A 20,884-nucleotide genomic window follows, 5' to 3' on the forward strand; every position below is an offset into this window, starting at 1 on the left:
AATTCCGCCACAACAAAAACGGAGAAATACTGATATGTTTACCCATAGTGAGTTGCTGGCGTATGAAGAAATTCGCAAACAAATCCGCGCGGCGGTCGAATCCGGGCAACTGGTCCTGAACGAGTCATCCAGAATAGTCGCCGAACAGGTCCTCAAAGAGGTTATAAAACAGGCACCAGCCAAAGAGCACCGCCATTAAGCCTGCGGATATTCAAACCACTTAAAGGAGAGTGCCATGGGTCATTACATTCCTGAACTAAATCATTGGGAAGAAGATATCGTTATTTTTGTCGCTCAATGTGTTCGTCTGGGAGACATATCTGTTGACCGTGCTCTTGAGAAATTTAACAGCGGTATCGCCACGCGCGAACGCGTGGAGGACGTGTTGGAGCAAATGGCAGAATTTGATCGCACCGTCGAAATAACCGAGACGGGAGTAGTCATTCATCAAGATTTATTGCGCACCTGGAGCGAGGACGACCAATGAAACTTCTAATCGTAGAATCACCCACGAAGGCCAAGCATATTCAGCATTTCCTTGGCGAAGACTGGCAGGTAAAAGCGTCCATTGGACATGTGAGAGACCTGGAAAAGTCCGGTGAATTTTCGTATGTACGCCCACCAGACTTTAAGATGAACTACTGCCTGACTGATGATAAGCATAAAGAGATAGTAGCAGGGCTAAAATCAGCCGCCAGTAAGGCCGAGGCCGTATATCTTGCCACCGACCCGGACAGAGAGGGGGAAGCGATTGCCTGGCATCTTTGCCAAGTGCTGGGTATCAAGCCCAGTGAAGCCAAAAGAGTGACGTACCAAGAGGTCACTGAAAGTGCGGTAGCCAAGGCCGTTGCCAATCCCCGCACCCTGGACATGAAATTAGTGGCGGCCCAGGAAGTGCGCCGGGGATTGGATAGAATGGTTGGCTGGGAGGTCAGTGGTCCACTAAGTAATGTTGTGGGATCAAAGGCGTCAGCCGGGCGGGTCCAGACACCCGCGTTGCGCATTATTGTGGAACGGGAGCAGGCGATCCGCGCATTCAAGCCCACAGCCTTCTTCCAAATCATGGCCCACTTTCCCGGCGGATGGCGTGCAGCATGGATAGATGGGCTTAAAGACGGCGAGTATTTCCAGGACAAAGGCTTTGCCGACACGCTGGCGAATGCACTATCCGGCATCATGACGTTGAGTGTCACCCAGGCCGAGAGCAAGCCCACCAAGAAAGGTCCACCGGCACCGTTTACTACGTCAACCCTGCAGCAAGATGGATCACGGTCACTGAAAATCGGCACAGAGGCCATTATGAAAGCCGCCCAAGCACTCTTTGAGCAGGGAGCCATCACGTACCACAGAACTGACAGCCCGAATCTGAGCGCCGAAGGTGAAGCGTTACTGCGTAATACGCTGCAATCCTCTGGCCTTCCCACTGTTGAAACCCCCGTAAGTGGAAGGTGAAGGAGGGCAGCCAGGAGGCCCACGAGGCGATTCGGCCCACCGATCCCATGGAGAATGATGCCGGGCAGGACGACACCCAGAAGGCGCTCTACCAACTGATTTTGAAAAGGGCACTGGCAAGCCAAATGCCCGACGCCATTTACCAGCAAACATCCTGCACATTGAATGGTGGCGAGTTCCAGGGCCGCCCAGCAATCTTCAAGGCGACCGGCTCAGTCATGACGGATCCGGGCTGGAAAAAACTGTATCAGGAGAGCGAGGAAGAGGAAACGGAACATGAAGCGGCAAACCCCGTGCCCGTCCTGACGACCGGATCCACAGTAAAACCAGAACGCGGCGAAGTCTTGGCGAAAACCACCAAGGCCCCGGCCAGGTATACCGAAGCAACCCTGATAAAAGCCTTGGAAGACCACGGGGTAGGCCGCCCCAGCACCTACGCATCCATTATCAAAGTGCTGTTTGCCCGTGCCTACATGGAAAAGAAGGGCGGCAAGCCGCCCTTGTATCCTACCACTTTGGGTGAAGCCGTAATCTCTGCCCTGGCAGGGCACTTTGCCTTCTCAGATCTGGACTGGACGCGCGAGATCGAGGATAGCCTGGACTCCATCACCCAAGGCCAAGCCAACCCCCGGGTGACCATGCAAAAGGTCTGGGATTCGTTACAGCTTGGTCTGGTCGGCATGCCCGCCGGCGCGGTACCGGCGACAGAACCTTGCCCGGTCGATGGGTGCATGGGTCAGGTGAAACGCCTGGAAAGCCGGAACAAACCCGGATCATTTTTCTGGGCATGCTCAATCAAAGATGGCCATGGCCTGTTACAGGACGATGAGGGGAAGCCCGGGCAGCCCTTCATCGACCGCCAGAAAGCCGAACCTCAAGGCGCCGGCCCGAACTGTTCGAAGTGCAAAAAACCCACTGGACAGTTTTCCACCAAAACCGGTAAGCCTTACTACCGTTGCCAGAAATGCTCAAGCGCCTGGTGGCCCTCAAAAGAGGACGAGGCCGCCCTTGGGGAAAAATGGAAGAAACAATAATTTTCGCATTTCGTTTCGCCCAGTGATGAAGAGGGATAAGTACCCGTATCCGCTAATCACTGGAGACCACCATCATGAAGAGCCTCGACATTGAACAAAGACTGGACCAAATCGGGCTGAAAGAAAGCGTTCTTAGCATTGCCGTGGTTTTGGCATGCGACACCATAAGCGCAATCGTGGCTAACCCATGGGGATACACAGCGGTCTTGACCGCCGCTGGATCGCTGACCTTCTGGTTTTTTCATTCATGAAAACATCTAACGAACCACACAGCCATGAGCCACCTGAATGGTGGCTGGTACTGACCCAGATATGGACTGAGTGCGCCGGTGATCCAGCCCTACTGCTTGGCCTCATTGCCATTATCTACCTCTATTTTCTGGCATTTAATCACTAAAGGAGATCGAACATGCGTATGGATAAATTGATAAAGCAACGTGCAGCACTGGACGAAAAAATAAAGGCGGCTAAGGATCTTGAGCGTCAAATGACCGTGCTATCCAAGCTGGTCCTCAAATACGCCCCCTTGCTGGTCAGTGGCGAAGAGCAGAAGGTGATCAAAGCACTGGAAGTTGCCCAGGCTGAAGTTGCCAATGAGACGCCAGCGAAGCCCGTCAATGCCTTTGAAACCGTGCGTCACGAGGAAATTGGGCATGATCTGCTTACCTGATTCCACACTGGCAGTGACCACCGTTGACGATCTGCAGGCCGAGATTTTGCGGGCGATCCGGGAGCTTGGACCACTTCACTATTTGCTGGATGCCGATGACCGGTTAAGTGAATCCAGCCGGTGGCTGGCCCGGCGATATTGCCGGAGCCCTTCCCGTTTGCCTGCGCTCCTGCTGCTGTCATCCGTCATGGAGCCACTACTTTTCTGATCTTCCCCCATATGGCACGAACGTTCGGCATGGCTAACCCCATGCCATTTTTTTGTTTCGTTCCTCCCCGAAGAGGATTACCGGACACCTAACCACCTTTTCATAAGGAGCACCACCATGAACAAAAACAACTTTGAAGCTCAACTGGCCGCTAACCTAGTTGCAGCTGAAATTCGCCGAACCGGAATCAACCAGGCCGCACGCCTGGCGCAATTGAAGCAAGTAATTAACCGCGTCGAGTTCACCCCGACTGACCTTACCGAGGTACTGGACCCGAACTGGAAAAGCCCGGAACAGATCCAGGCCGAAAAAGAAGCCGAAGAGGCCGCTGCCAAGCGAAAAGCAGCGTAATCCACAACCAAATAAGGAGCCGGACATGTCCAGCCAAAGCAAGAAACGCCAAGTTGTCATGGAATTGCCTACCCCACTGGTAAAACTGCCCACATTCAAACGTGGAGGGTTGAAAAATCATGGCTATCTCCCGCGATCCGAAAGGCTGGCACGTCAACACCTTCCAGCCGAAACACATTACTAACCATTCAGCAGGAGAATCACCATGCAAAAACGAATTTTGATCACGGCGGTGCTGGCTTCATTGAGCTTTTCCCCTGTCCCCGCATTTGCGCTATCAGGCAGCACAGGCACAGGTGCCACGAATGGTGTAACCACCCAAGGCGGTCAGGATCTTGCGTCTGGTCAGGGTGCGATGGCCGCATCGACGACCGGCACCGGCGGGGCGGTGCAGGGAAACACGGCGATTGGCTATAACTCAGCAGCTGACCCAGCGGGGACGAATAACGCTGGGGTAGGTGGGGCGACGGCGGTTGGTGCTGGCTCCGCAGCGGGGTATGAAGGGACTGCGACCGGCGCGGGATCGAATGCTGCAGCCGGTGGCACGGCCATAGGCTCCGGAGCGACGACCGCAGGTGGCGGCACTGCCCTTGGCACGGGTGCCACGGCCGCCGGAACCAACGACGTGGCACTTGGGAATGGGGCGTCCACCGCAGTGGCAGGCACGGCTGAACAGGGGGCAGTGGCCCTTGGGTCTGGCTCACGGGTGACCGGCTCAGATCAGGTTTCAATTGGTTCTGGGGGTAGTGGTACGGCCGCAGACCCTGCTACGCGTACTATCATCAATGTGTCCCCAGGGACGGTCAGTAGCAGCAGCACCGACGCAGTGAACGGCTCGCAGCTGTACCGGGTCCAGCAGACCGCGAATTCTGCTGAGGCCGGCGTGAATACCGCCGCAGCGGACGCCAGCAATGCCCAAACCGCCGCGACGAATGCCGCGACAAGCGCCACCAATGCGACGGCAGCGGCAAAAACCGCCAGCAGCGAGGCGGCCACGGCCAACACAAACGCCACGGCCGCAAAAACCGCCGCAAATAATGCGTTGACCACCGCGAATTCCGCCGAAACCGCCACCACCAGCAACAGCACGGCGATCACCGCTCTGCAAAATCAACAATCCACCGACAAGGGCAACATCGCCGCAGCCAACACCGCAGCAGCCAAGGCCGAAACCACTGCAACAGCAGCTCAGGGAACTGCCAATGCCGCCAGCACTGCAATTACTGGAGTTCAGGCACAGCAAAAAACTGATCAGGCGGGTATTTCCTCAAATGCAGCCAATACCGCGTCACTTACCACACAGCAAGGCAAGGATGTTTCAGCGATCACTGCATTACAGGCCAGCACCGGTGCGGCGTCACAGGCAAACACTGCGTCAATCGGCAAACTGCAGACCCAGCAGGGCGCAGACGTAGCGAATATTTCCACCATTCAGGCGCAGCAATCAACGAACGTGAAGGGAATCGCCACAGCCCAAAATACGGCGGCAGCAGCGCAGGCCGCGGCCACGAACGCGAATACTATTGCCCAATCCACCGCCACAGGCCTGCAAGGCGTTCAGGCACAGCAGAGCGCTGATACGTCCAACATAACAGCCCTCCAAACCGGTCAGTCTTCCGACCAGAAGGCGATCAACTCCATTCAATCCCAGCTTGGAACAGCCGGATCCAGCACCGCAGCCAATGGCACGGCGATCACCAAACTCCAAACCGGGCAGGGGACAGATCGGGCCAATATAGCCACCAATGCAAGCAACATTACTTCCTTGCAGGCCCAGCAAACGACGGATAAAGCCACGGCATCGTCAGCCCTGAGTGACGCTCAATCCGCACAGGTATTGTCCAGCTCAAATGCCGCAGGGATACAGTCCCTGAGCAAGGGGCAGGCGGCTGACCAAACCCAGATCAAGTCCATTGCTGGTCAGCAAGCCACCGACGCCGCAGGGATATCGACTGCGCAGAGCACCGCCAACTCGGCCCTTACCACCGCGCAGGCCGCCCAAGCTACAGCGGGCGCCACCGCCACCGCGACACATAGCCTTCAGGTTGGGCAGACCACCGACCAGAAGTCGATTCAAGGTCTCCAGGCCGGGCAAGCGGCGAATGGCAAGGCAATCACCGCCATTTCCACCACCGCACAAGGGGCAGCAACTTCCGCAACGGCAGCCCAAACCACGGCTACAAATGCCGCAACAGCTGCGGCCACCGCCCAAGGGGCAGCCTCAAAAGCCTTATCTGCCACTCAGGACATTGCCGGCAATGTCGCTACTGTGTCAGCCCAGCAGTCGACTGACAGGACGGCTATCCAGTCAGCCACGACAGGCCTGCAGACTGTCCAAACCCAGCAGGCATTGAATGTTGGGAACATCCAAACCGCCCAGTCCACCGCCAACGCCGCCGGGTCCGCGGCCGCAGCGGCGCAAGCCATAGGCAACACCAACAGTACCGCTATTGGTGGCATCCAAACCCAACAATCTAAGGATATTGCGGCGATTGCGGGCACGGGCAAGGCGGCCGCCAGCGCCACAACAGCAGCGGCCAGTGCCCAAACCCTCGCACAAAGCGCTACCACAGGCCTGAAAACAGTTCAAACCCAGCAGGTTACAGATCAACATGCCATACGGGTTGCCCAAAGCACCGCCCAGACCGTCGCGACAGGCCTGCAAACCGTCCAGACCCAGCAACAGCAGGATGTGACGAGTATCCAGACCCAAGGGGGGTACATCCAGACCCTCAAAAATGCGGTCGGTACCCTGAACGGCACGATCCTGCAAAACCAGGCAGCCGGTAAGGGCGCGGTCGCCACTGGCGGCGGAAACACGGGCGCCTATAAGGGTGCCGTGGCGATAGGTCAAGGTGCGGTCATCACCAAGAGCACCGGGCAGGACCCAAACACCACAGGCGCGATAGCCATAGGGCAGGGAGCGTCAGCCAATGCCGACCCCGGAACCGCGATTGGTGCCGGAGCAAACGCCGCAGGAGCCGATAGTGCGGCAGTTGGCTATAAAGCAACCGCCAACGGCCAGAACTCGGTGGCCCTGGGTGCGGGGTCCGTAGCGAACCGCACAAACAGCGTGTCAGTAGGCAACGCCTCCACCGGGTTGACCCGCCAGATCACCAATGTCTCCCCGGGCACCCAGTGGAACGACGCGGCGACGGTAGGTCAGCTTTCCCAAGGGTTGGGGTACGCGATAGGCCAATCAAATCAATACACAGCGGCGCTTGGCTCGGTTTCAGCGGCATCCATAAACGCCGCAGCGGCCGCAGCGGCAAACCACATGGGGCGGTTTTCAATGGCCGCAGGCGTGGGTTATGTCCCAAATGGCGGGGTTGGTCTGTCGCTGGCGGCGCGGGTGAATCTGACCCGGCGAATCGACGCGGTGGTGAGTTTGGCGGGCAACCCCTACTACTCATCATCGACCATCCAGGCAGGGGGAGGGGTGTCCTATACCTGGTGATTTGATTTCGCCTCGCCCCGAAGAGGGGTGAGAGCACCGCAGCAAAGCAATCCACCAACCCGTTACAGGAGAAAGCCTCATGAAAAACGTTGTTATTGCCACAGCACTTTCCATTCTCTGTCTCATCCCCGTTGCCGGTATGGCAGCAAACGCAAGCCCGGTAATCCCCCTGCATGGATCCCTTCAGATCCTGCAGCACTCACCCATGAAGTGCTCCCGGGTCAAGTTGCCCTGGATGTCGCATGCCCCCCCCGTCTGTTCCCAAACTGGGAAGATCCGGATGGCCCCCAGCGTTGCTGGCCGCGCTGGCGCGGTGCTAGCCGCACTGGATCACCACCTGGGCGTCCCAAACGGAACGACTGTAGGCCAAAAAACGGTTTATTACTGCACCCTGAAGGCAGGGGAAAAAGCGCCAGTTTGCGACGTAAAGACGGTTGAGGCGCCTCTGCATTAATCCCTCGCGGGTCGCTTAACAACACGGGCGGCAGTGCCGCCCAAAGGGGCACTCAAGATGGCCATCAAAAAAAACAAGCCAAGCGATATTTTTTCTCGCGGAGGGAATGCGTTATGGCACGATTTGCATATGATCATGACGAATTTAGCCCGCATTTTGTTTGTGCTGGTTGCGGCCTGGATTGTTCTGATATTTGGCCTCAGTTATTTGGTGGACGGAAAGGCGCTTGAGGACGTTTGGCTTTGGGCTATATCTAATTTCTGGGTGACGACCTACCATCCAACCCATCCCGTTTGGTGGCATATTGCTGGCAAAAACGGGGTGGATTCCGCTATGAAAGTGGCGAAGTGGGCGGATCCGAGATTGCAGGAGGCCTTGCACCATATCTTCATTGTTGCGGGCATGACTTCCCTTGCGATTGTACTTTTGCTGGGTGTGATCGTTTATCAAATGATCAAAAAAGGGAAAGCTACAGGTGCAGACGAATTCTTGCGCGGGCAACACCTTAAATCACAGGAAGAATTGGCATTACTGACCAGAGCAGACCGTGGCGGTGCGTCTAATTTTCAGGTTGGCGATGTGCCTATACCAAAGCGTCTACTTATGCGTAATTTCCTGTTCGTCGGAGCCATGGGAACAGGTAAAAGTCAGGGCCAAATGTACCTTATGGAAGCGGCAAGAGAACAGAACCTTACCACTGTTTGTTATGATCCGACAGGCGAGTTCTGCGAGTATTTCTATAATCCCAAAACAGACTTCATTTTAAACCCACTGGACTCCCGCTGCGCACCCTGGAATCCGTTCCTGGAAATCCAGAAGCCGCATGATTTTTTGACCTTTGGAAGGTTTTTTATTCCCTACCGTCCGAGCAGTGGCGAAGGCGCCATGTGGGATGACGCGGCGCGGCAGTTAATGCGCGACCTTCTATTCATAGAACACAAGGAAAACGGCAGCCAATCAACATTGGCGAGTGTTTCAGAGCGCATCAGGCTACCCCTAGACGCTCTTTGCTCATTGTTGGCAAAGCACAAGGTGCCCTCATCTGCAACCATGAATTCAGACAACCCAAAGGGCTCAGAGTCGATCCGATTAACACTTGGTTCGAGCGATTCGGTGGCATTGTTGGAATTATTTGACCAGCCTGGACAGTTTTCAGTGCGAAATTTTACGAAAAAGCAGACGCCAGGGTGGATATTTATAACCTCAAATGCTGAAAATGCCAGTGTGATTCGGCCATGGTCAGCCGTTTGGCTGGAAGCGGCTTTGTTGGGCGCTATGGGTGCGCGCCCGGTGCAGGAAATAAAGACGGCATTCTTTCTGGACGAACTAGCCTCTTTACCGCGATTGCGTTCATTAGAGATAGCCACAACCCAGGGCCGAAAATACGGAATATGCACCGTTGTTGGTCTCCAGAATTTAGCACAAGCAGACGAAACCTACGGGAAAGACGCCGCGAAAGTCATGGTATCAAACCTCCAAACAAAGGTAATCATGCGCGTTGAAGACGCTGAGTCAGCAAAGCGACTTGCGGATATTCTGGGCCAGGAAGAGATCGACGAAGTAACGGAAACCGCTAATTTGTCGCTCTCTGAAAACGAAAGTCACGGCCAGAATACCGCGCGCGCGCGTCATGAACGCTATCTGGTAACGCCGTCACAGATATTAGCCATGCCGGACATGACTGGATACATGAAAGTAGCCGGTGATTACCCGATTGCGAAAATCGTCATACCCCTTAAAAAACGCACTATAATCCACCCAGATTTCATAGATAAGACAGAGGACGTGATACATGGCACCCATAAAACACCCGTTAATCAGGAGGAAAAACCAGCGGAGAAAGGGCCGGAATCTTCGCCAGAGACCGCAGTTATTGCCCCACTTGCAGAGGCCAGTAACGATTCAATTGTCACACCATCAGAGGAATCAAAAAAACCGCGGGCCAACAATCTTTGGTGGTAAACATAAAGGAGAGTTAAAATGATGCAGTTAGGAAAGGGAACGGTCCTTATTGGGATCATGATTGGGGCGGTGGCGGTTTATCTTTATGTCCAGCACGATGAACAAGTCAGCCATTTGCAAGGGGTAGCCATGGCGCAGCAGAGGTGCACGTCTGCCAGGTTCGACGCGCAATTCTCTTCTTCATTGGGGCCGGGTAATAGCCAGGCCAGCATTGAGCAGACGGCTGACCAGGCCCGCGCAGGAAGGCTATGCGCACTGGCGGCCGAGCTCAGAAAGAACATGAGGATCAGCCAACGCCAGTCGAACGCGGGGGAGAAGGCTGTGGGCAACGCAGCAGGGCAGTTGTCCGGGCTTCCACCGAGCGCAAGTCCACCCAGCAAAGACTCAACCAACGCTAAAGGAGGTAAATCATGAGCACGATCCGCAAGGCAGCAGGGTTAGCCATCCTCGCCGTCACAGTGGCAGGCTGCAGTCACGTGACAAGCTCAACAAAAGCGGCCAACAGCGTTGCCACTGCCCAGGAGTCTACAGTCCAGAAGGGCCTTGATATAAAAGTGGGCACGGCGGCCCAGGTGAAGGTCGATATGCCGGCGTCTGGCCTCATGTTGGACGCCTTGCGTAAGTTGGATGCCGCTATGCCTCCAGCGGGCAGGGTGACAATTGTCCCGTCACGTGACAACGGAATCAGCGCGATCCAGAAAACGTTCGTGGACCGTGTTGTGGATCCCGGCAAACCGGCGAAGGGGACTCTGACGCGTCACGTGACCACAATAAAAGCGCTGAAACTAGCGTACACAAAGGGGCACAACCCATATGTTGGAATGCTGCTATTGTCGTATGAAAGGGGAGATAAACTGCATGCCGGCGAGAAGTTGCGTGCTGGTGAATTTATCCTGCACACCGCGCAACCAGTATATGGATGGCCGTACAATATTCTCTCAGGACAGGACCACGAGGGGCAACAATGGGCTGAATATCAGGCGGTGGTGACCAGGTTTGCCAATCTGATTTTGTCAGAACTGTACTCCAAACTGCCAAAAGGAGCCCTTGCTGACCCGCAGATTGCTGAGGAAGAGGTTGCCTACTCTTATCTCCATATGAGTTCACTGGATTTCCGTGCCGCCGCACGCCAGGCAGTGAAAAGCGTTGAATCTGGATTAGCGTCAGGAATGACGATAAACACGACGGAAAGCCAAAACGTGCAGTATCAAATCGGCGATTCCTCATACACAGGTGAAACGCAAGGCGGCTGGTCAATCAGTGAAAACGGAGTTAAGTGGTACGGCATGGATGGCCATTTGTCAGGCCGGACGGTAATGATAGGGCTGGAAAACAGCGTCAACAAAGATGTCAGCCAGCAACGTCATATCCTGCAAAGGCTTTCCAACGACATTAATAGCGGGTCCGAGAGCAGCGCAACCGCCGAAGCCAGTGAGTAAACACCACCAGCAAGGAGATTCATCATGGCAACAGTACGACACCACTTATCCAAACTGTATCAACTACATGAACGCCACAGCAGGCCAGTGATGGTTGCCTTTAATTGGTTGGTTGTGGGAGCGGGTATTCTGTTTCTGGGATACCTTTTCCTCTCAGTGTATTGATCCGCAGCCCCGAGAACACCCCATACCCCGTCAGAAATGCGGGGTTTTTTCAATTTTTGGTTTCCGCTTCGCCCATATCGGAAGAGTCATGTAACCACCTTATATAAGGACCGAAAATGGAGAAACTAATTGGGGCTGCAGAGTTGGCTGAAGTATTAGGGTTGAGTGAGGGCACCGTGCGCAACCGCGCGGCATTCAGACCGGATCTGTTGCCTCCCAGGGTCATGCTTGGAGGTGGTGATGGAAAGCGGTCACCACTGCGTTATCGTCCGGCAAGGGTGGCCGAGTGGATCCAGGCTCAAGAGGCGGAGGGGATTGAAGTACCACATGTGGCCGTAACCCCCGCCTCCACAGTCCAGAAGCGTGAACGTGGCCGGCCGTGCAAATGATGTGGATTGATTGCGGCAGCGTCGAGCGATTTTCAAGCAAATCGCCCGTCACTAACTCGCTGTTCTTCGGCAGCAAATCACCCATTACGGAACCCCAAACCCCGCATGCAGGCGTGGACCCAAGCCCGACGCGTCGGGGCATTTGCGTTCTGTTGCCCATACTGTGGCGGGATCCACTGCGCCGGGTATTCCTGGCAGTAGCTGCCCTGACCGTACCTCCCGTATGACTGGCATTGCTGGGTTGCGGGCTGCATATATCCAGGTGAAACCTGAACAGTGACGATGTGCGGAGGATAGAGGACATAGGCTTTCTGGTCGCAATGGGCCAGATCCCGTTCCATGGCAACCTTGGGTGTACCATGCCTGACCCAGTTGGTGGCACAGCCGCCCAGAAGGGCGGCCATAAGGAAAACGGAGAGAAGAGGGCGCCGCATGGCGTTACTCCTCGCCCTCACTCGTACCGGCCAAATCAGCCGCCGCCTCAATGATATCCCTCTCCCCAGCAATGGCGTCGCCTTTGGCTCGCTCCTTTTCGACCAAGGCGATAATTTTGCCAATCTGAGCAGTCTTCACCCCCAGGACCTCCCCGACCGCCTTGATATCCTCCTTGATCTGGCTCTGCATGGAGGCCATGCCTTCCCGTCGATTGATAATGTCTTCAATGGCTTCACGTGTTTTTGTGTCAATCTGCATGGGGTGTTACTCCTTCGAAAGGTTGGTTAGGGTTAGTATCCCTCTTCAGGGGGAGGCGAAACCGCTCATGGCGATTGCATGTTTTACGACGATCTGTAAAACTACAAATACAGAAACACAGAAAAGCGCAAACACAGAAGAGGACCAAGCTCATGATTATCGGACTGTTGAATCAGAAGGGTGGAGTTGGTAAGACCACTATCGCCGTCAACCTTGCCGCCAGCCTGGCCCGGGCAGGGGCCCGCGTCCTGCTGATCGACGCGGACCCGCAGGGGAGTGCCCTGGATTGGGCTGCAGCGCGTGAAGGCGAGCCACTCTTTGCCGTTGTTGGACTGCCCAGAGCAACGGTCCACAAGGAGATTGGCACCATCGGGCAGGGGTACGATCACATTATTGTCGACGGTCCACCCCGAGTTACCGACCTGGCCAGATCCGCGATTATGGCGTCTGACGTGGTTCTGATTCCGGTGCAACCCAGCCCCTACGATATTTGGGCGGCCGGCGAGGTGGTGAAGCTGATAGACGAGGCACGAGTCTATAAAGAAAGCCTGAAATCTGTATTTGTGGTTAATCGTAAAATCGCAAATACGGCGATTGCGCGGGACGTGGACGAAGCCCTGGCTTCCTACCCAGTACCTGCCTTGGTGAACCGTATCACCCAACGTGTGATATTCGCTGAGGCGGCGGCCCAGGGTAAGGCGGTTCATGAGATTGACGCGGATGGACCGGCGGCCGCCGAGATCGAGGCGGTTAAGGCAGAATTAATGGAGATCATGCAATGACCAAGAAAGTGACGATTGGCGCCCGGCCGACCAACAAGACGGCACCAGAGGCAGATACTTGGGTGGAGAGCCGTACCACCGGCGACGAGCGGAAGATGAAGCGGTTGACCATCGATATTTCCGAAGATTTGCACCGAAGAATCAAGACGCAATGCGCTATGCGCGGCACCAAGATTGCCGACGAGGTGCGCGAGTTGCTGATACAGAAATACGGAAATCAGTAAAAAATACGACGAATCCGCAACAACGCTTATTATGCTTCGCCGGATACCCCACGCACCCCTACGGGCTACCCTACGCGGGCGGCCTTGTAGCCGTCCAGCTCATGACACATCGCGCAGGCAAAGCTGTTTTATTCACCAAGAGAGAGGGGTTTGGATGGGGCAGTGGCTGGCAAGTCAGCGACAGGGCGGTATGGTGGCCGCCCAGTGGGGTTATGCCGCGGCCTTTTCCTTGATCTGACGAAGCGTGCAGGGTGTCCAGTGCATATCCAGTTCAGCGCCGCAGCGGGTGATTTCTTTAATGCTGATGTAGCCCAACTCTGGCCCGAAGCCTTCCCCGGAATCGGCGAACCCGAAGGCCTGAATCTGCCCCTGGCCGTCCGTATCTATGTCTTTCTCGGTGATGTACCAGTCCCAACCATTCAGGAAGTAGTGCAAACGCACCACGGCTTCCATGCCCTGATCGTCGGTCTGATAGCTGACCGGCATGGTCTCGATGATTCCGGCCATTTCAACGATCTTCTCCTTGAAGTAAGCAGCTTCCGAGCCACGGCAGCCATCGCCCATAACCTTGAGTTGGCGCGCGCCTGAGAACTTGTTGATCTTGCCCATGGCCTTTGCTGCGTCCATCATGCTGACTGCGCTCATCTTTCGTCTCCTGTATGGGCTGGCACCCTTGCCGCCCTTCCATGTCTTGTATAATAAATGATTAGAGCTAATCATGCAAGCATTTTAACCATGAAAGCTTTTCAGTGGAAAAGCCGAAAATAGGGCGATATAGAGAAAATTATTCTCATACTAGCCCATTTGAAAAGATTAGAGCTAAACAGTAGAATGAAACGATGGCTATGAAAAGGGTGAGGACATGGAACACGAAGCACGCAAGGCGCAACTGCGCGAAGCGCAACAGCGGTTGGCTGACAAGAGACGGGCAGACGGGTTGTTCAAGTTGTCAGTCTGGGTGACACAGGAGCAAGCTGAACGTGTGCGCGAACTATTAAAGGATTGCCCACGGGTGGGCCTGGCCGACGATCAGGAGATTTAGCGAAGCGCCGCACGCACCGCAATGCCCTTTGAAGTGACAGACGGACACACATCTGATACAAGTTATTTAATCTAATTACATTTTATAACTAAGCGCCTCCATGAATTGGCACTCTCTACGAGTTTTTTAGGATGCAAGGTGAAACACGATGAAACAGCGAAGCATCATGGCTGGGCAATGTGAGTGCCCGGTCGCCCAGTGCGACATTCATGACAAGGCCATGCTGCAGACATATCGAGAGAAGCGGACAAGATGGCTAGGGTGGCTACAGGCTGATCCATACCATCCGATCTGGTCGCAAATCGTGGCATTGGTCGACGAGGACTTGATGGGCAGGACAATCGCCTGCGCGGCTGAGAACGATCCGGAAAGTCCATTGCATAATCCCATGATTAAGCGAATGATCGTTAACGGTCACCGCGATGCTCAGGTTCTCGGCCTTCGCCGCCTGATGTCAAAAGGAAATAACGTAATTTCATTGCACCGCCTACTGTCGGATATGAAGGGTCACTCCGATGTATTCACGAGGGAGATATATGTTGCAGGTTGTGGGCTTCCGTACGATATCTCTATCGCCTCTGCAAGTCCGTCGCTGCCGAATTTCCCCTCAAGAGCGATCCCGGGGTCGGCTTTTGTGTCGTTGGATGGTCCATATGGCCAATCTGTCCGCTCTGAAGCCGCCCACCAGCAATTTGACCGGCTTTCCATGACCACATCCGACACCCGTAAGCGCTTTGATCGAATCCCCAACGCTCTGTTTGCTCTGCTTGAGAAGCACATCAAAGGGAGTGGCATTGATGATATTATCAAGTGGAGCCACCAATTTATCGCACATCCCGGCGATGCGACGGCTCAAGGCTGGCAAGATCTGCAAATCACATTCGATAAGGTGGAAGTTGCACAACGGAGCATTGTTCAAGTGATTCATTTAATATCTGGCGCGATTCTCCAGGGGCCGGTCCTATTCGGCATCGTCCCTGTTGCCCAATACAGCCGGTTTGCGCGTCTGGAGAAAATGGTAGACCCTGGGGCGCTTAAGCAGGCACGTGCAAAGTGGAAGGAACTTGAAAACGACCGGAACTCGTGGCTACTAAGTGAGACTCCCCGTGACCTTCTGGATGTTATCGGGTGGGCCTGATCTTCAATCCTTACTTGCTACCCCTCATATAACAGTCGATGCAAGCTGGTCGTAATATTGTTCCTGCTGTGCGATTACGGTCCGGCAACAAAGCTCTATGGGCCATAGTATATTTAGAAACTTTTCCACTGTTGTTGGGTCGCTCACATTCATTAATGTGTCATTATCCAGAAAATAATGGGCTACGGCCTTCCTGAAATCCACAGTCAGTTCCTTATCAAAAAAATCCTTAATGGGGCGACCAATGAGTTCATGGTGGTTCTTATTTAGCTCTTCATCATTAGGGATTCGTTCTTTCATGGTAGATAGCTGTTTCCCGGCGCTTGCTGCTTTTGTGAATACGTCTGCGCGTAAATGCCCGTAGATACCCTCAAGTACCTTGTAATAACAAAGGAAGCTGTAAAAAGGGCTCAAGGCATTTTTTGCTTCTCTATAGAGCGCATATATTGGCATCATTTCGACGTGAATGGACGCATTACCTGGATTCACTACGACAGCGATATAAGGTGTTGTGTAGCCAAATGAAAAGGCCTTGTGCTTTTCATCAGTCACCAATGTTTTAGAAATAATGAAGGGGGTTTTTGCAATGTAAGCAAGATGATCGAGCGTTGGCACTAACCCTTCAAGAAAGATGCGCCTCGCCTCTTGATGCGACCGTGCTTTACAAGAAAATTTCGCTCCTGAGAATTCCCCGCCGGAGTTCATTGATAAGGCAAAAAGTCCTTTAGGGGTATGAAACTCGAATCTTGATGCACCAGCAGGCGCTTTGAAGAATGAGGATCCATTCTGAGGGTCAACCACGGCACTAATTTCACGGCCAAATCCGGTATCTGTCGAAAAGGTACAGACCACAACAAAACCTCTCTCCGTATTGTCGGAAAGAATTAAAGAATCATTCTGAACAGGTTCTGCGGCGGGGATGTTGCCGAATTGAGGTACAAAAAAAAGATCCCCGGAAATTCCGGGCGGCGCAAATTTATCTGCGGAAAGCCTAGTAGTCATTCTAGCGCCCCCTCTTGTCTTTAATGTAGTCTTCTTGCGGCTCATTCTGTTTTCTCCTGGTTTGGTGGGAACGGGTGCGGAGCTAATAACATGCTGCCACGAAGCCCGATGCAGTGCTATCCTACCCAGCAGAAGCCGGACAGCAAAGGAAAGCCCGCACCACATGCCAATACTCACCTGGGTAGGAAAGGACAAGGTCGTCAATCACCATCACGAGGTGCCGTTCAGGGTCCTCAACAGGCAGTACACCTTTGAGGCCGCCCCTGGTACCCCTACCAACAGCATGGATAACCGCATTATCCACGGTGACAACCTGGAGGCGCTGAAAAGCCTGTTACCCGAGTTCGAGGGCAAGGTGAAGTGCATCTACATTGATCCGCCCTACAACACCGGTAACGAGGGCTGGATCTATAACGACGCGGTGAACGACCCCAAAATGCAGAAGTGGCTTGGGGAAGTGGTCGGCAAAGAGGGCGAGGACCTTTCCCGGCACGACAAGTGGCTGTGCATGATGTATCCGCGGTTGAAACTGTTGCATCGGTTGCTGGCGAAGGATGGGGCCATCTTTGTTTCCATTGATGATAATGAGATATCGACCTTACGATTGTTAATGGATGAGATTTTTGGGGCTGGCAAGTTCATCGCATGTAACGTGTGGCAAAAACGTTATTCTCGAGAAAATCGCGAGGCAATAGGTGATGCACACGAGTATCTTCTCATATACGCGGTAACCCCCATTTTGTTCAAGGCTAGCCGTAACAAGATACCGATTGATGAGAAACAGGCAAAAGTATATCGCAATCCAAATAATGACCCCAAAGGTAGGTGGCGGCCAATTCCGATGACGGCACAAGCAGGCCATGCAACGCCTGACCAATTCTATGAAATAACTGCACCATCAGGAAAAAAATTCACGCCGTCAGCAGGGCGTTGTTGGGGGCTGTCTCAAGCAACCTTTGAGCGCTTTCGTGCGGAAGGGCGAATCTACTTCGGCAAGAATGGCGATTCCCAACCAAATGTGATTCGTTACCTGTCTGAGGTGGAGGGGGTGGTTCCATGGACTTGGTGGCCCCACGAAGAGGTCGGAAACACTGATGAGGCGACCAAAGAGTTAATGGCAATTCTTGGGGACACAAATAAATTTGACACAACACCAAAACCATCGCGGCTAATCCAGCGCGCCCTACAAATAGCCACCGACAAGGATTCCATCGTCCTAGACTCCTTCGCCGGATCCGGCACCACCGCCCATGCCGTCCTCAAACTCAACGCCCAGGACGGCGGCACCCGCCGCTTCATCCTCGTGGAAACCATGGACTATGCCGAGACCATAACCGCCGAGCGGGTGCGCCGCGTGATGAACGGCTATGGATCCGAAAGCAAGCCCGTGGAAGGACTGGGCGGGGGTTTCGACTACTACACCATTGGCGACCCTCTATTCACGGCGGACGACCTGCTTAATGAAGCCGTAGGTGTAGAGGCCATACGCGGTTACGTGGCCTACACCGAAGGTATCCGGCCAGAGGACCAGGTATCACAAGACAACCCGGTATCTCCCTATCTGTTGGGCCGCAATACCGACACGGCATGGTTCTTCTATTATGAGCCAGACCGACCGACGGCCCTGGACATGGATTTCCTGTCCAGTATCCAGATAGGCGACAAGCCGGGAACGACGATCATCTACGCGGACCGCTGCCTGCTATCCAGTGATTTCATGACCCGGAATGGCCTGATCTTCAAGAAGATCCCACGCGATATCAGCAGGTTTTGACCATGGAACTTAAAACTTATCAGAGTCAGGTCATCCAGGATTTGCGCCAATACCTGGCAACCCTCGCCGATACGCCGCACCTGGAGAACGCATTCCGGGACTATTGGGCGGAGCGCGGGGTCACCGGCATGCCTGCCTACAAAAACACCATCCCGGGCGTGCCGCATGTGTGCGCCAAGGTACCCACGGCCGGCGGCAAGACCTATATCGCGGTCAACGCCCTGCAGCCAATCTTTGAGGCCTTATCCGCAATCAACCCGCAGCGTCCCAAATTCGTCGTCTGGCTGGTACCCTCCCTCACCATACTGGAACAGACTGCCAGAAACCTCAGCAACCCCGATCACCCCTACCATAAGCGCCTGTCCCAACTGTTCAAGGGACGGGTGGCGATCTACGAGAAGAAAGACCTGCTAATGGGTGCGGGATTCTCCCCGGATACTGTCGCCGACCAGGTATCCATCGTGGTGATGAGCTTCGACAGTCTCCGGGCAAGGAACAAGGAAGACCGCAAGATTTATCAGGAGAACGGCTACCTGGCTCCATTCATGAACGCGCAAAGGGTGGATGCAGGAGATTTGCTCCCAGACCGCGACCCGTCCGCACTGATCAACGTAATCCGGACCCTGAAACCCGTAGTTATCGTGGACGAAAGCCACAACGCGGAAAGCACCCTTTCTGTGGAAATGCTCGTCAATCTGAACCCGGACTTTATCCTGGACCTGACAGCAACCCCCAGGAACAACAGCAACATTATCAGCTATGTTGACGCCATGGCCCTGAAACGCCACCACATGGTTAAATTACCGGTCATTGTAGCCAACCAGAACAGCCGCGCAGAGGTCATTGAGAGCGCCCTGGTCATGAGAAAGCAGTTGGAAACCATCGCCATCAAGGAAGAAGCCAGCAAGGGCGGCCGCTATATCCGCCCCATAGTGCTCTTCCAGGCGCAACCCAGGACCCATGATGACAACACCACCTTCGATAAGGTCAAAGAGAAGCTGGTGGCGCTGGGAATACCGCCAGAACAGATTCGGATCAAGACCGCCGACCGGGACGAGATCAAGGGGGAAGACCTTCTGAGTCGATCCTGCCCTGTGCGCTACATCATCACCGTTAATGCCCTGAAGGAAGGCTGGGATTGCCCCTTTGCCTATATCCTGGCGTCACTGGCCGACAAGTCTTCTGCCGTGGACGTGGAGCAGATTGTGGGGCGGGTGCTGCGCATGCCCTACGTGCAGAAGCACGGCCATGATCTATTGAATCTGTCCTATGTGTTCACGGCCAGCAGCAAATTTAAGGAGACCTTGCAGACTGTGGTGAACGCCCTACAGAGGGCTGGATTTTCCGACAAGGACTATCGCGCGCTGGAGATGGCCCAAGGCAGTACAGGTGAGAACACGGGCAACCCGGGGGATCAATCGCCTCTGGAACTGACCCATTCCCCCACGGCGCCAGAGGTGGATGAATTTGCAGACCTGAACAACGTGCCCGTTGCCTGGGTGCAAGACCGCGACGACTCACCGGCGCCCACCGACCCCGAGTCCGCGTTTATCAGCGAGATCAAGGCAAGGGCTATCGAGGAAAACCAGTCATTCGAGGAGCAGGCCAAGTCGGTCACGGATAGCAGTATCCCTGCCGAACTGGCCGACAAGACCAACATACAGAAAATGAAAGACGTGTTCAGGGACGACGCCCTATCGCTCAGCTTGCCCCAGTTCTTCATAGAGGTGAAAACCGGGGGATGGTTCGACGAAGACGGGAAATATCAGCTATTGGAGCGCGACCAACTTCTGACCGACTTCCGGCTTTCGCATGCCGACTCCAGCGTCAATTTCGATAACGTGGACGCCCAGGTGTACAAGGTGGATCTGGAAAAAGTAGGGGAGGGCGACTATGCCCCTAAGCCGTTCAAGGTGAACGTCAAGGATCGGCAAGAACTGAACAGACTGATGCTCACTGGAACCCACGGAAGCCAGGTAAAAAACGTTGCAGAACGCATGATGGCGCTGATCGGTAACATGTACCCCATTGCCGACAGCGAGGTCAAAGCCTATATCCACCGCATCGTCAGCGATATGTTGCCCGAGCAACTGCAGGACTGCATGGAGCGGGACTATGCCTATGCAGCCAAGATCAAGAAGAAGATATCCGACCTGGCGGACAGGCACGCTCAGCAAGCATTTATCGACGCGCTGGACGTTGGGCAAATCAGCATTATGGAGAATTTCCGTTTGCTGGAGACCATCACCCCGTCGGCAAATGCCCCAGACATTCCCAAGAGTCTCTATCGTCGAGAGGGCAAGATTGGAAACTTCGAGGCCCGCGTGATTAGCGAACTGGCCGGTATGGATTCCGTAGTGTGGTGGCACCGGAACCTTTCCAAAGGCAGGGGGTTCCGTATCAACGGGTTCCTCAATCACTATCCAGACTTCATTCTGAGGACCGAGCGGGGCAAGATCATTGTGGTGGAGACCAAAGGCGATGACCGGGACAACTCCGACTCCGAGAAGAAGCTGCTACTCGGCAAGAAATGGGAAGCCAAGGCAGGCGACAACTACCGGTACATGATGGTGTTCGAGAATAACCCCATAGAGGGTGCGGAGCGGTTGGATGCGGCTATGGGGAAGATTGGGAGGCTGTAGGGTATT

At 54.5% G+C, this 20,884-nt stretch carries 21 protein-coding genes; 18 read left to right on the top strand and 3 right to left on the bottom strand.

The genetic code is table 11. The features are described from left to right. The first annotated feature begins 34 nt into the window (after positions 1-34). From F6A13_RS15315 to F6A13_RS03640, 12 genes are all read left to right on the top strand, one after another. Positions 35-199, top strand: a complete 165-nt coding sequence (locus F6A13_RS15315; RefSeq protein ID WP_192796483.1) for a hypothetical protein — start codon at positions 35-37, stop codon at positions 197-199. A 36-nt stretch (positions 200-235) separates the two neighbouring features. After that, entirely contained in the window at positions 236-487 is a 252-nt protein-coding gene (locus tag F6A13_RS03600; protein ID WP_151528081.1) for a hypothetical protein, read from the top strand. After that, positions 484-1,452: a type IA DNA topoisomerase gene (locus F6A13_RS15750; protein WP_264158136.1), complete on the top strand. Its 969-nt coding sequence runs from the start codon at positions 484-486 to the stop codon at positions 1,450-1,452. The genes F6A13_RS03600 and F6A13_RS15750 overlap by 4 nt, the downstream gene beginning before the upstream one ends. A gap of 47 nt (positions 1,453-1,499) precedes the next feature. Further along, the gene (locus tag F6A13_RS15755) at positions 1,500-2,486 is read left to right on the top strand and encodes a DNA topoisomerase (RefSeq protein ID WP_264158137.1); all 987 of its coding nucleotides are present in this window, start codon (positions 1,500-1,502) and stop codon (positions 2,484-2,486) included. 74 nt (positions 2,487-2,560) lie between these two features. Continuing rightward, positions 2,561-2,737 carry a hypothetical protein gene (locus tag F6A13_RS15320; RefSeq protein WP_192796484.1) on the top strand — a complete coding sequence of 59 codons (177 nt, stop codon included), beginning with the start codon at positions 2,561-2,563 and terminating at the stop codon, positions 2,735-2,737. Between the two features lie 158 nt (positions 2,738-2,895). Further along, positions 2,896-3,156, top strand: a complete 261-nt coding sequence (locus F6A13_RS03610) for a hypothetical protein (RefSeq protein WP_151528082.1) — start codon at positions 2,896-2,898, stop codon at positions 3,154-3,156. Beyond that, on the top strand, positions 3,140-3,364 hold the full coding sequence (locus F6A13_RS03615; protein ID WP_151528083.1) for a hypothetical protein: 225 nt from the start codon (positions 3,140-3,142) through the stop codon (positions 3,362-3,364). Before F6A13_RS03610 ends, F6A13_RS03615 begins: the two co-directional genes overlap by 17 nt. A gap of 117 nt (positions 3,365-3,481) precedes the next feature. Further along, on the top strand, positions 3,482-3,715 hold the full coding sequence (locus F6A13_RS03620) for a hypothetical protein (protein WP_151528084.1): 234 nt from the start codon (positions 3,482-3,484) through the stop codon (positions 3,713-3,715). 205 nt (positions 3,716-3,920) lie between these two features. After that, positions 3,921-7,172, top strand: a complete 3,252-nt coding sequence (locus F6A13_RS03625) for a hypothetical protein (protein WP_151528085.1) — start codon at positions 3,921-3,923, stop codon at positions 7,170-7,172. A gap of 511 nt (positions 7,173-7,683) precedes the next feature. After that, positions 7,684-9,588, top strand: coding sequence for a type IV secretion system DNA-binding domain-containing protein (locus F6A13_RS03630; RefSeq protein WP_151528086.1), 1,905 nt, complete (start codon positions 7,684-7,686; stop codon positions 9,586-9,588). Between the two features lie 18 nt (positions 9,589-9,606). Beyond that, positions 9,607-10,002, top strand: coding sequence for a hypothetical protein (locus F6A13_RS03635; protein WP_151528087.1), 396 nt, complete (start codon positions 9,607-9,609; stop codon positions 10,000-10,002). Continuing rightward, positions 9,999-11,027, top strand: coding sequence for a hypothetical protein (locus F6A13_RS03640; RefSeq protein WP_151528088.1), 1,029 nt, complete (start codon positions 9,999-10,001; stop codon positions 11,025-11,027). Before F6A13_RS03635 ends, F6A13_RS03640 begins: the two co-directional genes overlap by 4 nt. A 992-nt stretch (positions 11,028-12,019) precedes the next feature. Here the strand turns inward: F6A13_RS03640 and F6A13_RS03645 are convergent. Then, positions 12,020-12,274, bottom strand: coding sequence for a hypothetical protein (locus F6A13_RS03645; RefSeq protein ID WP_151528089.1), 255 nt, complete (start codon positions 12,272-12,274; stop codon positions 12,020-12,022). A gap of 152 nt (positions 12,275-12,426) precedes the next feature. Here F6A13_RS03645 and parA point away from each other — a divergent pair, with 152 nt between their 5' ends. Then, positions 12,427-13,056 carry a ParA family partition ATPase gene (parA, locus tag F6A13_RS03650; RefSeq protein ID WP_151528090.1) on the top strand — a complete coding sequence of 210 codons (630 nt, stop codon included), beginning with the start codon at positions 12,427-12,429 and terminating at the stop codon, positions 13,054-13,056. Next, positions 13,053-13,280 carry a plasmid partition protein ParG gene (locus F6A13_RS03655; RefSeq protein WP_151528091.1) on the top strand — a complete coding sequence of 76 codons (228 nt, stop codon included), beginning with the start codon at positions 13,053-13,055 and terminating at the stop codon, positions 13,278-13,280. Before parA ends, F6A13_RS03655 begins: the two co-directional genes overlap by 4 nt. 210 nt (positions 13,281-13,490) lie before the next feature. Here the strand turns inward: F6A13_RS03655 and F6A13_RS03660 are convergent, their stop codons facing one another. Further along, positions 13,491-13,925, bottom strand: a complete 435-nt coding sequence (locus F6A13_RS03660) for a DUF2958 domain-containing protein (RefSeq protein WP_192796485.1) — start codon at positions 13,923-13,925, stop codon at positions 13,491-13,493. 217 nt (positions 13,926-14,142) lie between these two features. Between F6A13_RS03660 and F6A13_RS03665 the strand changes: the two genes are divergently transcribed. Continuing rightward, complete coding sequence (locus tag F6A13_RS03665; protein WP_151528093.1) at positions 14,143-14,322, top strand: hypothetical protein; 180 nt, start codon at positions 14,143-14,145, stop codon at positions 14,320-14,322. Positions 14,323-14,470: 148 nt separating this feature from the next. Beyond that, positions 14,471-15,460, top strand: coding sequence for a hypothetical protein (locus F6A13_RS03670; RefSeq protein ID WP_151528094.1), 990 nt, complete (start codon positions 14,471-14,473; stop codon positions 15,458-15,460). A 24-nt stretch (positions 15,461-15,484) separates the two neighbouring features. Here the strand turns inward: F6A13_RS03670 and mauJ are convergent, their stop codons facing one another. Next, positions 15,485-16,507 (bottom strand): methylamine utilization protein MauJ, encoded by a 1,023-nt coding sequence (mauJ, locus tag F6A13_RS03675; RefSeq protein WP_151528095.1) that lies wholly within the window; start codon positions 16,505-16,507, stop codon positions 15,485-15,487. 118 nt (positions 16,508-16,625) lie between these two features. Between mauJ and F6A13_RS03680 the strand changes: the two genes are divergently transcribed. Both F6A13_RS03680 and F6A13_RS03685 read left to right on the top strand, forming a co-directional pair. Further along, a complete protein-coding gene (locus tag F6A13_RS03680; protein ID WP_151528096.1) occupies positions 16,626-18,236 on the top strand; it encodes a site-specific DNA-methyltransferase in 1,611 nt (536 codons plus the stop codon). A gap of 2 nt (positions 18,237-18,238) precedes the next feature. After that, positions 18,239-20,878 carry a DEAD/DEAH box helicase gene (locus tag F6A13_RS03685; protein ID WP_151528097.1) on the top strand — a complete coding sequence of 880 codons (2,640 nt, stop codon included), beginning with the start codon at positions 18,239-18,241 and terminating at the stop codon, positions 20,876-20,878. Positions 20,879-20,884: the final 6 nt, after the last annotated feature.

It is taken from the genome of Acidithiobacillus sp. 'AMD consortium', assembly GCF_008926505.1.
Taxonomy (GTDB): domain Bacteria; phylum Pseudomonadota; class Gammaproteobacteria; order Acidithiobacillales; family Acidithiobacillaceae; genus Acidithiobacillus; species Acidithiobacillus ferridurans.

Bases quoted from the DNA above. Each gene is read 5' to 3' on its own strand.
- F6A13_RS03615 (WP_151528083.1), top strand. From the start codon at position 3,140: ATGATCTGCTTACCTGATTCCACACTGGCAGTGACCACCGTTGACGAT.
- F6A13_RS03625 (WP_151528085.1), top strand. From the start codon at position 3,921: ATGCAAAAACGAATTTTGATCACGGCGGTGCTGGCTTCATTGAGCTTT.
- F6A13_RS03670 (WP_151528094.1), top strand. From the start codon at position 14,471: ATGAAACAGCGAAGCATCATGGCTGGGCAATGTGAGTGCCCGGTCGCC.
- F6A13_RS03680 (WP_151528096.1), top strand. From the start codon at position 16,626: ATGCCAATACTCACCTGGGTAGGAAAGGACAAGGTCGTCAATCACCAT.
- F6A13_RS03665 (WP_151528093.1), top strand. From the start codon at position 14,143: ATGGAACACGAAGCACGCAAGGCGCAACTGCGCGAAGCGCAACAGCGG.
- F6A13_RS03610 (WP_151528082.1), top strand. From the start codon at position 2,896: ATGCGTATGGATAAATTGATAAAGCAACGTGCAGCACTGGACGAAAAA.
- F6A13_RS15315 (WP_192796483.1), top strand. From the start codon at position 35: ATGTTTACCCATAGTGAGTTGCTGGCGTATGAAGAAATTCGCAAACAA.
- F6A13_RS03635 (WP_151528087.1), top strand. From the start codon at position 9,607: ATGATGCAGTTAGGAAAGGGAACGGTCCTTATTGGGATCATGATTGGG.
- F6A13_RS03630 (WP_151528086.1), top strand. From the start codon at position 7,684: ATGGCCATCAAAAAAAACAAGCCAAGCGATATTTTTTCTCGCGGAGGG.
- F6A13_RS03660 (WP_192796485.1), bottom strand. From the start codon at position 13,925: ATGAGCGCAGTCAGCATGATGGACGCAGCAAAGGCCATGGGCAAGATC.
- F6A13_RS15755 (WP_264158137.1), top strand. From the start codon at position 1,500: ATGGAGAATGATGCCGGGCAGGACGACACCCAGAAGGCGCTCTACCAA.
- F6A13_RS03640 (WP_151528088.1), top strand. From the start codon at position 9,999: ATGAGCACGATCCGCAAGGCAGCAGGGTTAGCCATCCTCGCCGTCACA.
- F6A13_RS03620 (WP_151528084.1), top strand. From the start codon at position 3,482: ATGAACAAAAACAACTTTGAAGCTCAACTGGCCGCTAACCTAGTTGCA.
- F6A13_RS03645 (WP_151528089.1), bottom strand. From the start codon at position 12,274: ATGCAGATTGACACAAAAACACGTGAAGCCATTGAAGACATTATCAAT.
- F6A13_RS15320 (WP_192796484.1), top strand. From the start codon at position 2,561: ATGAAGAGCCTCGACATTGAACAAAGACTGGACCAAATCGGGCTGAAA.
- F6A13_RS15750 (WP_264158136.1), top strand. From the start codon at position 484: ATGAAACTTCTAATCGTAGAATCACCCACGAAGGCCAAGCATATTCAG.
- F6A13_RS03600 (WP_151528081.1), top strand. From the start codon at position 236: ATGGGTCATTACATTCCTGAACTAAATCATTGGGAAGAAGATATCGTT.
- mauJ (WP_151528095.1), bottom strand. From the start codon at position 16,507: ATGAGCCGCAAGAAGACTACATTAAAGACAAGAGGGGGCGCTAGAATG.
- parA (WP_151528090.1), top strand. From the start codon at position 12,427: ATGATTATCGGACTGTTGAATCAGAAGGGTGGAGTTGGTAAGACCACT.
- F6A13_RS03655 (WP_151528091.1), top strand. From the start codon at position 13,053: ATGACCAAGAAAGTGACGATTGGCGCCCGGCCGACCAACAAGACGGCA.
- F6A13_RS03685 (WP_151528097.1), top strand. From the start codon at position 18,239: ATGGAACTTAAAACTTATCAGAGTCAGGTCATCCAGGATTTGCGCCAA.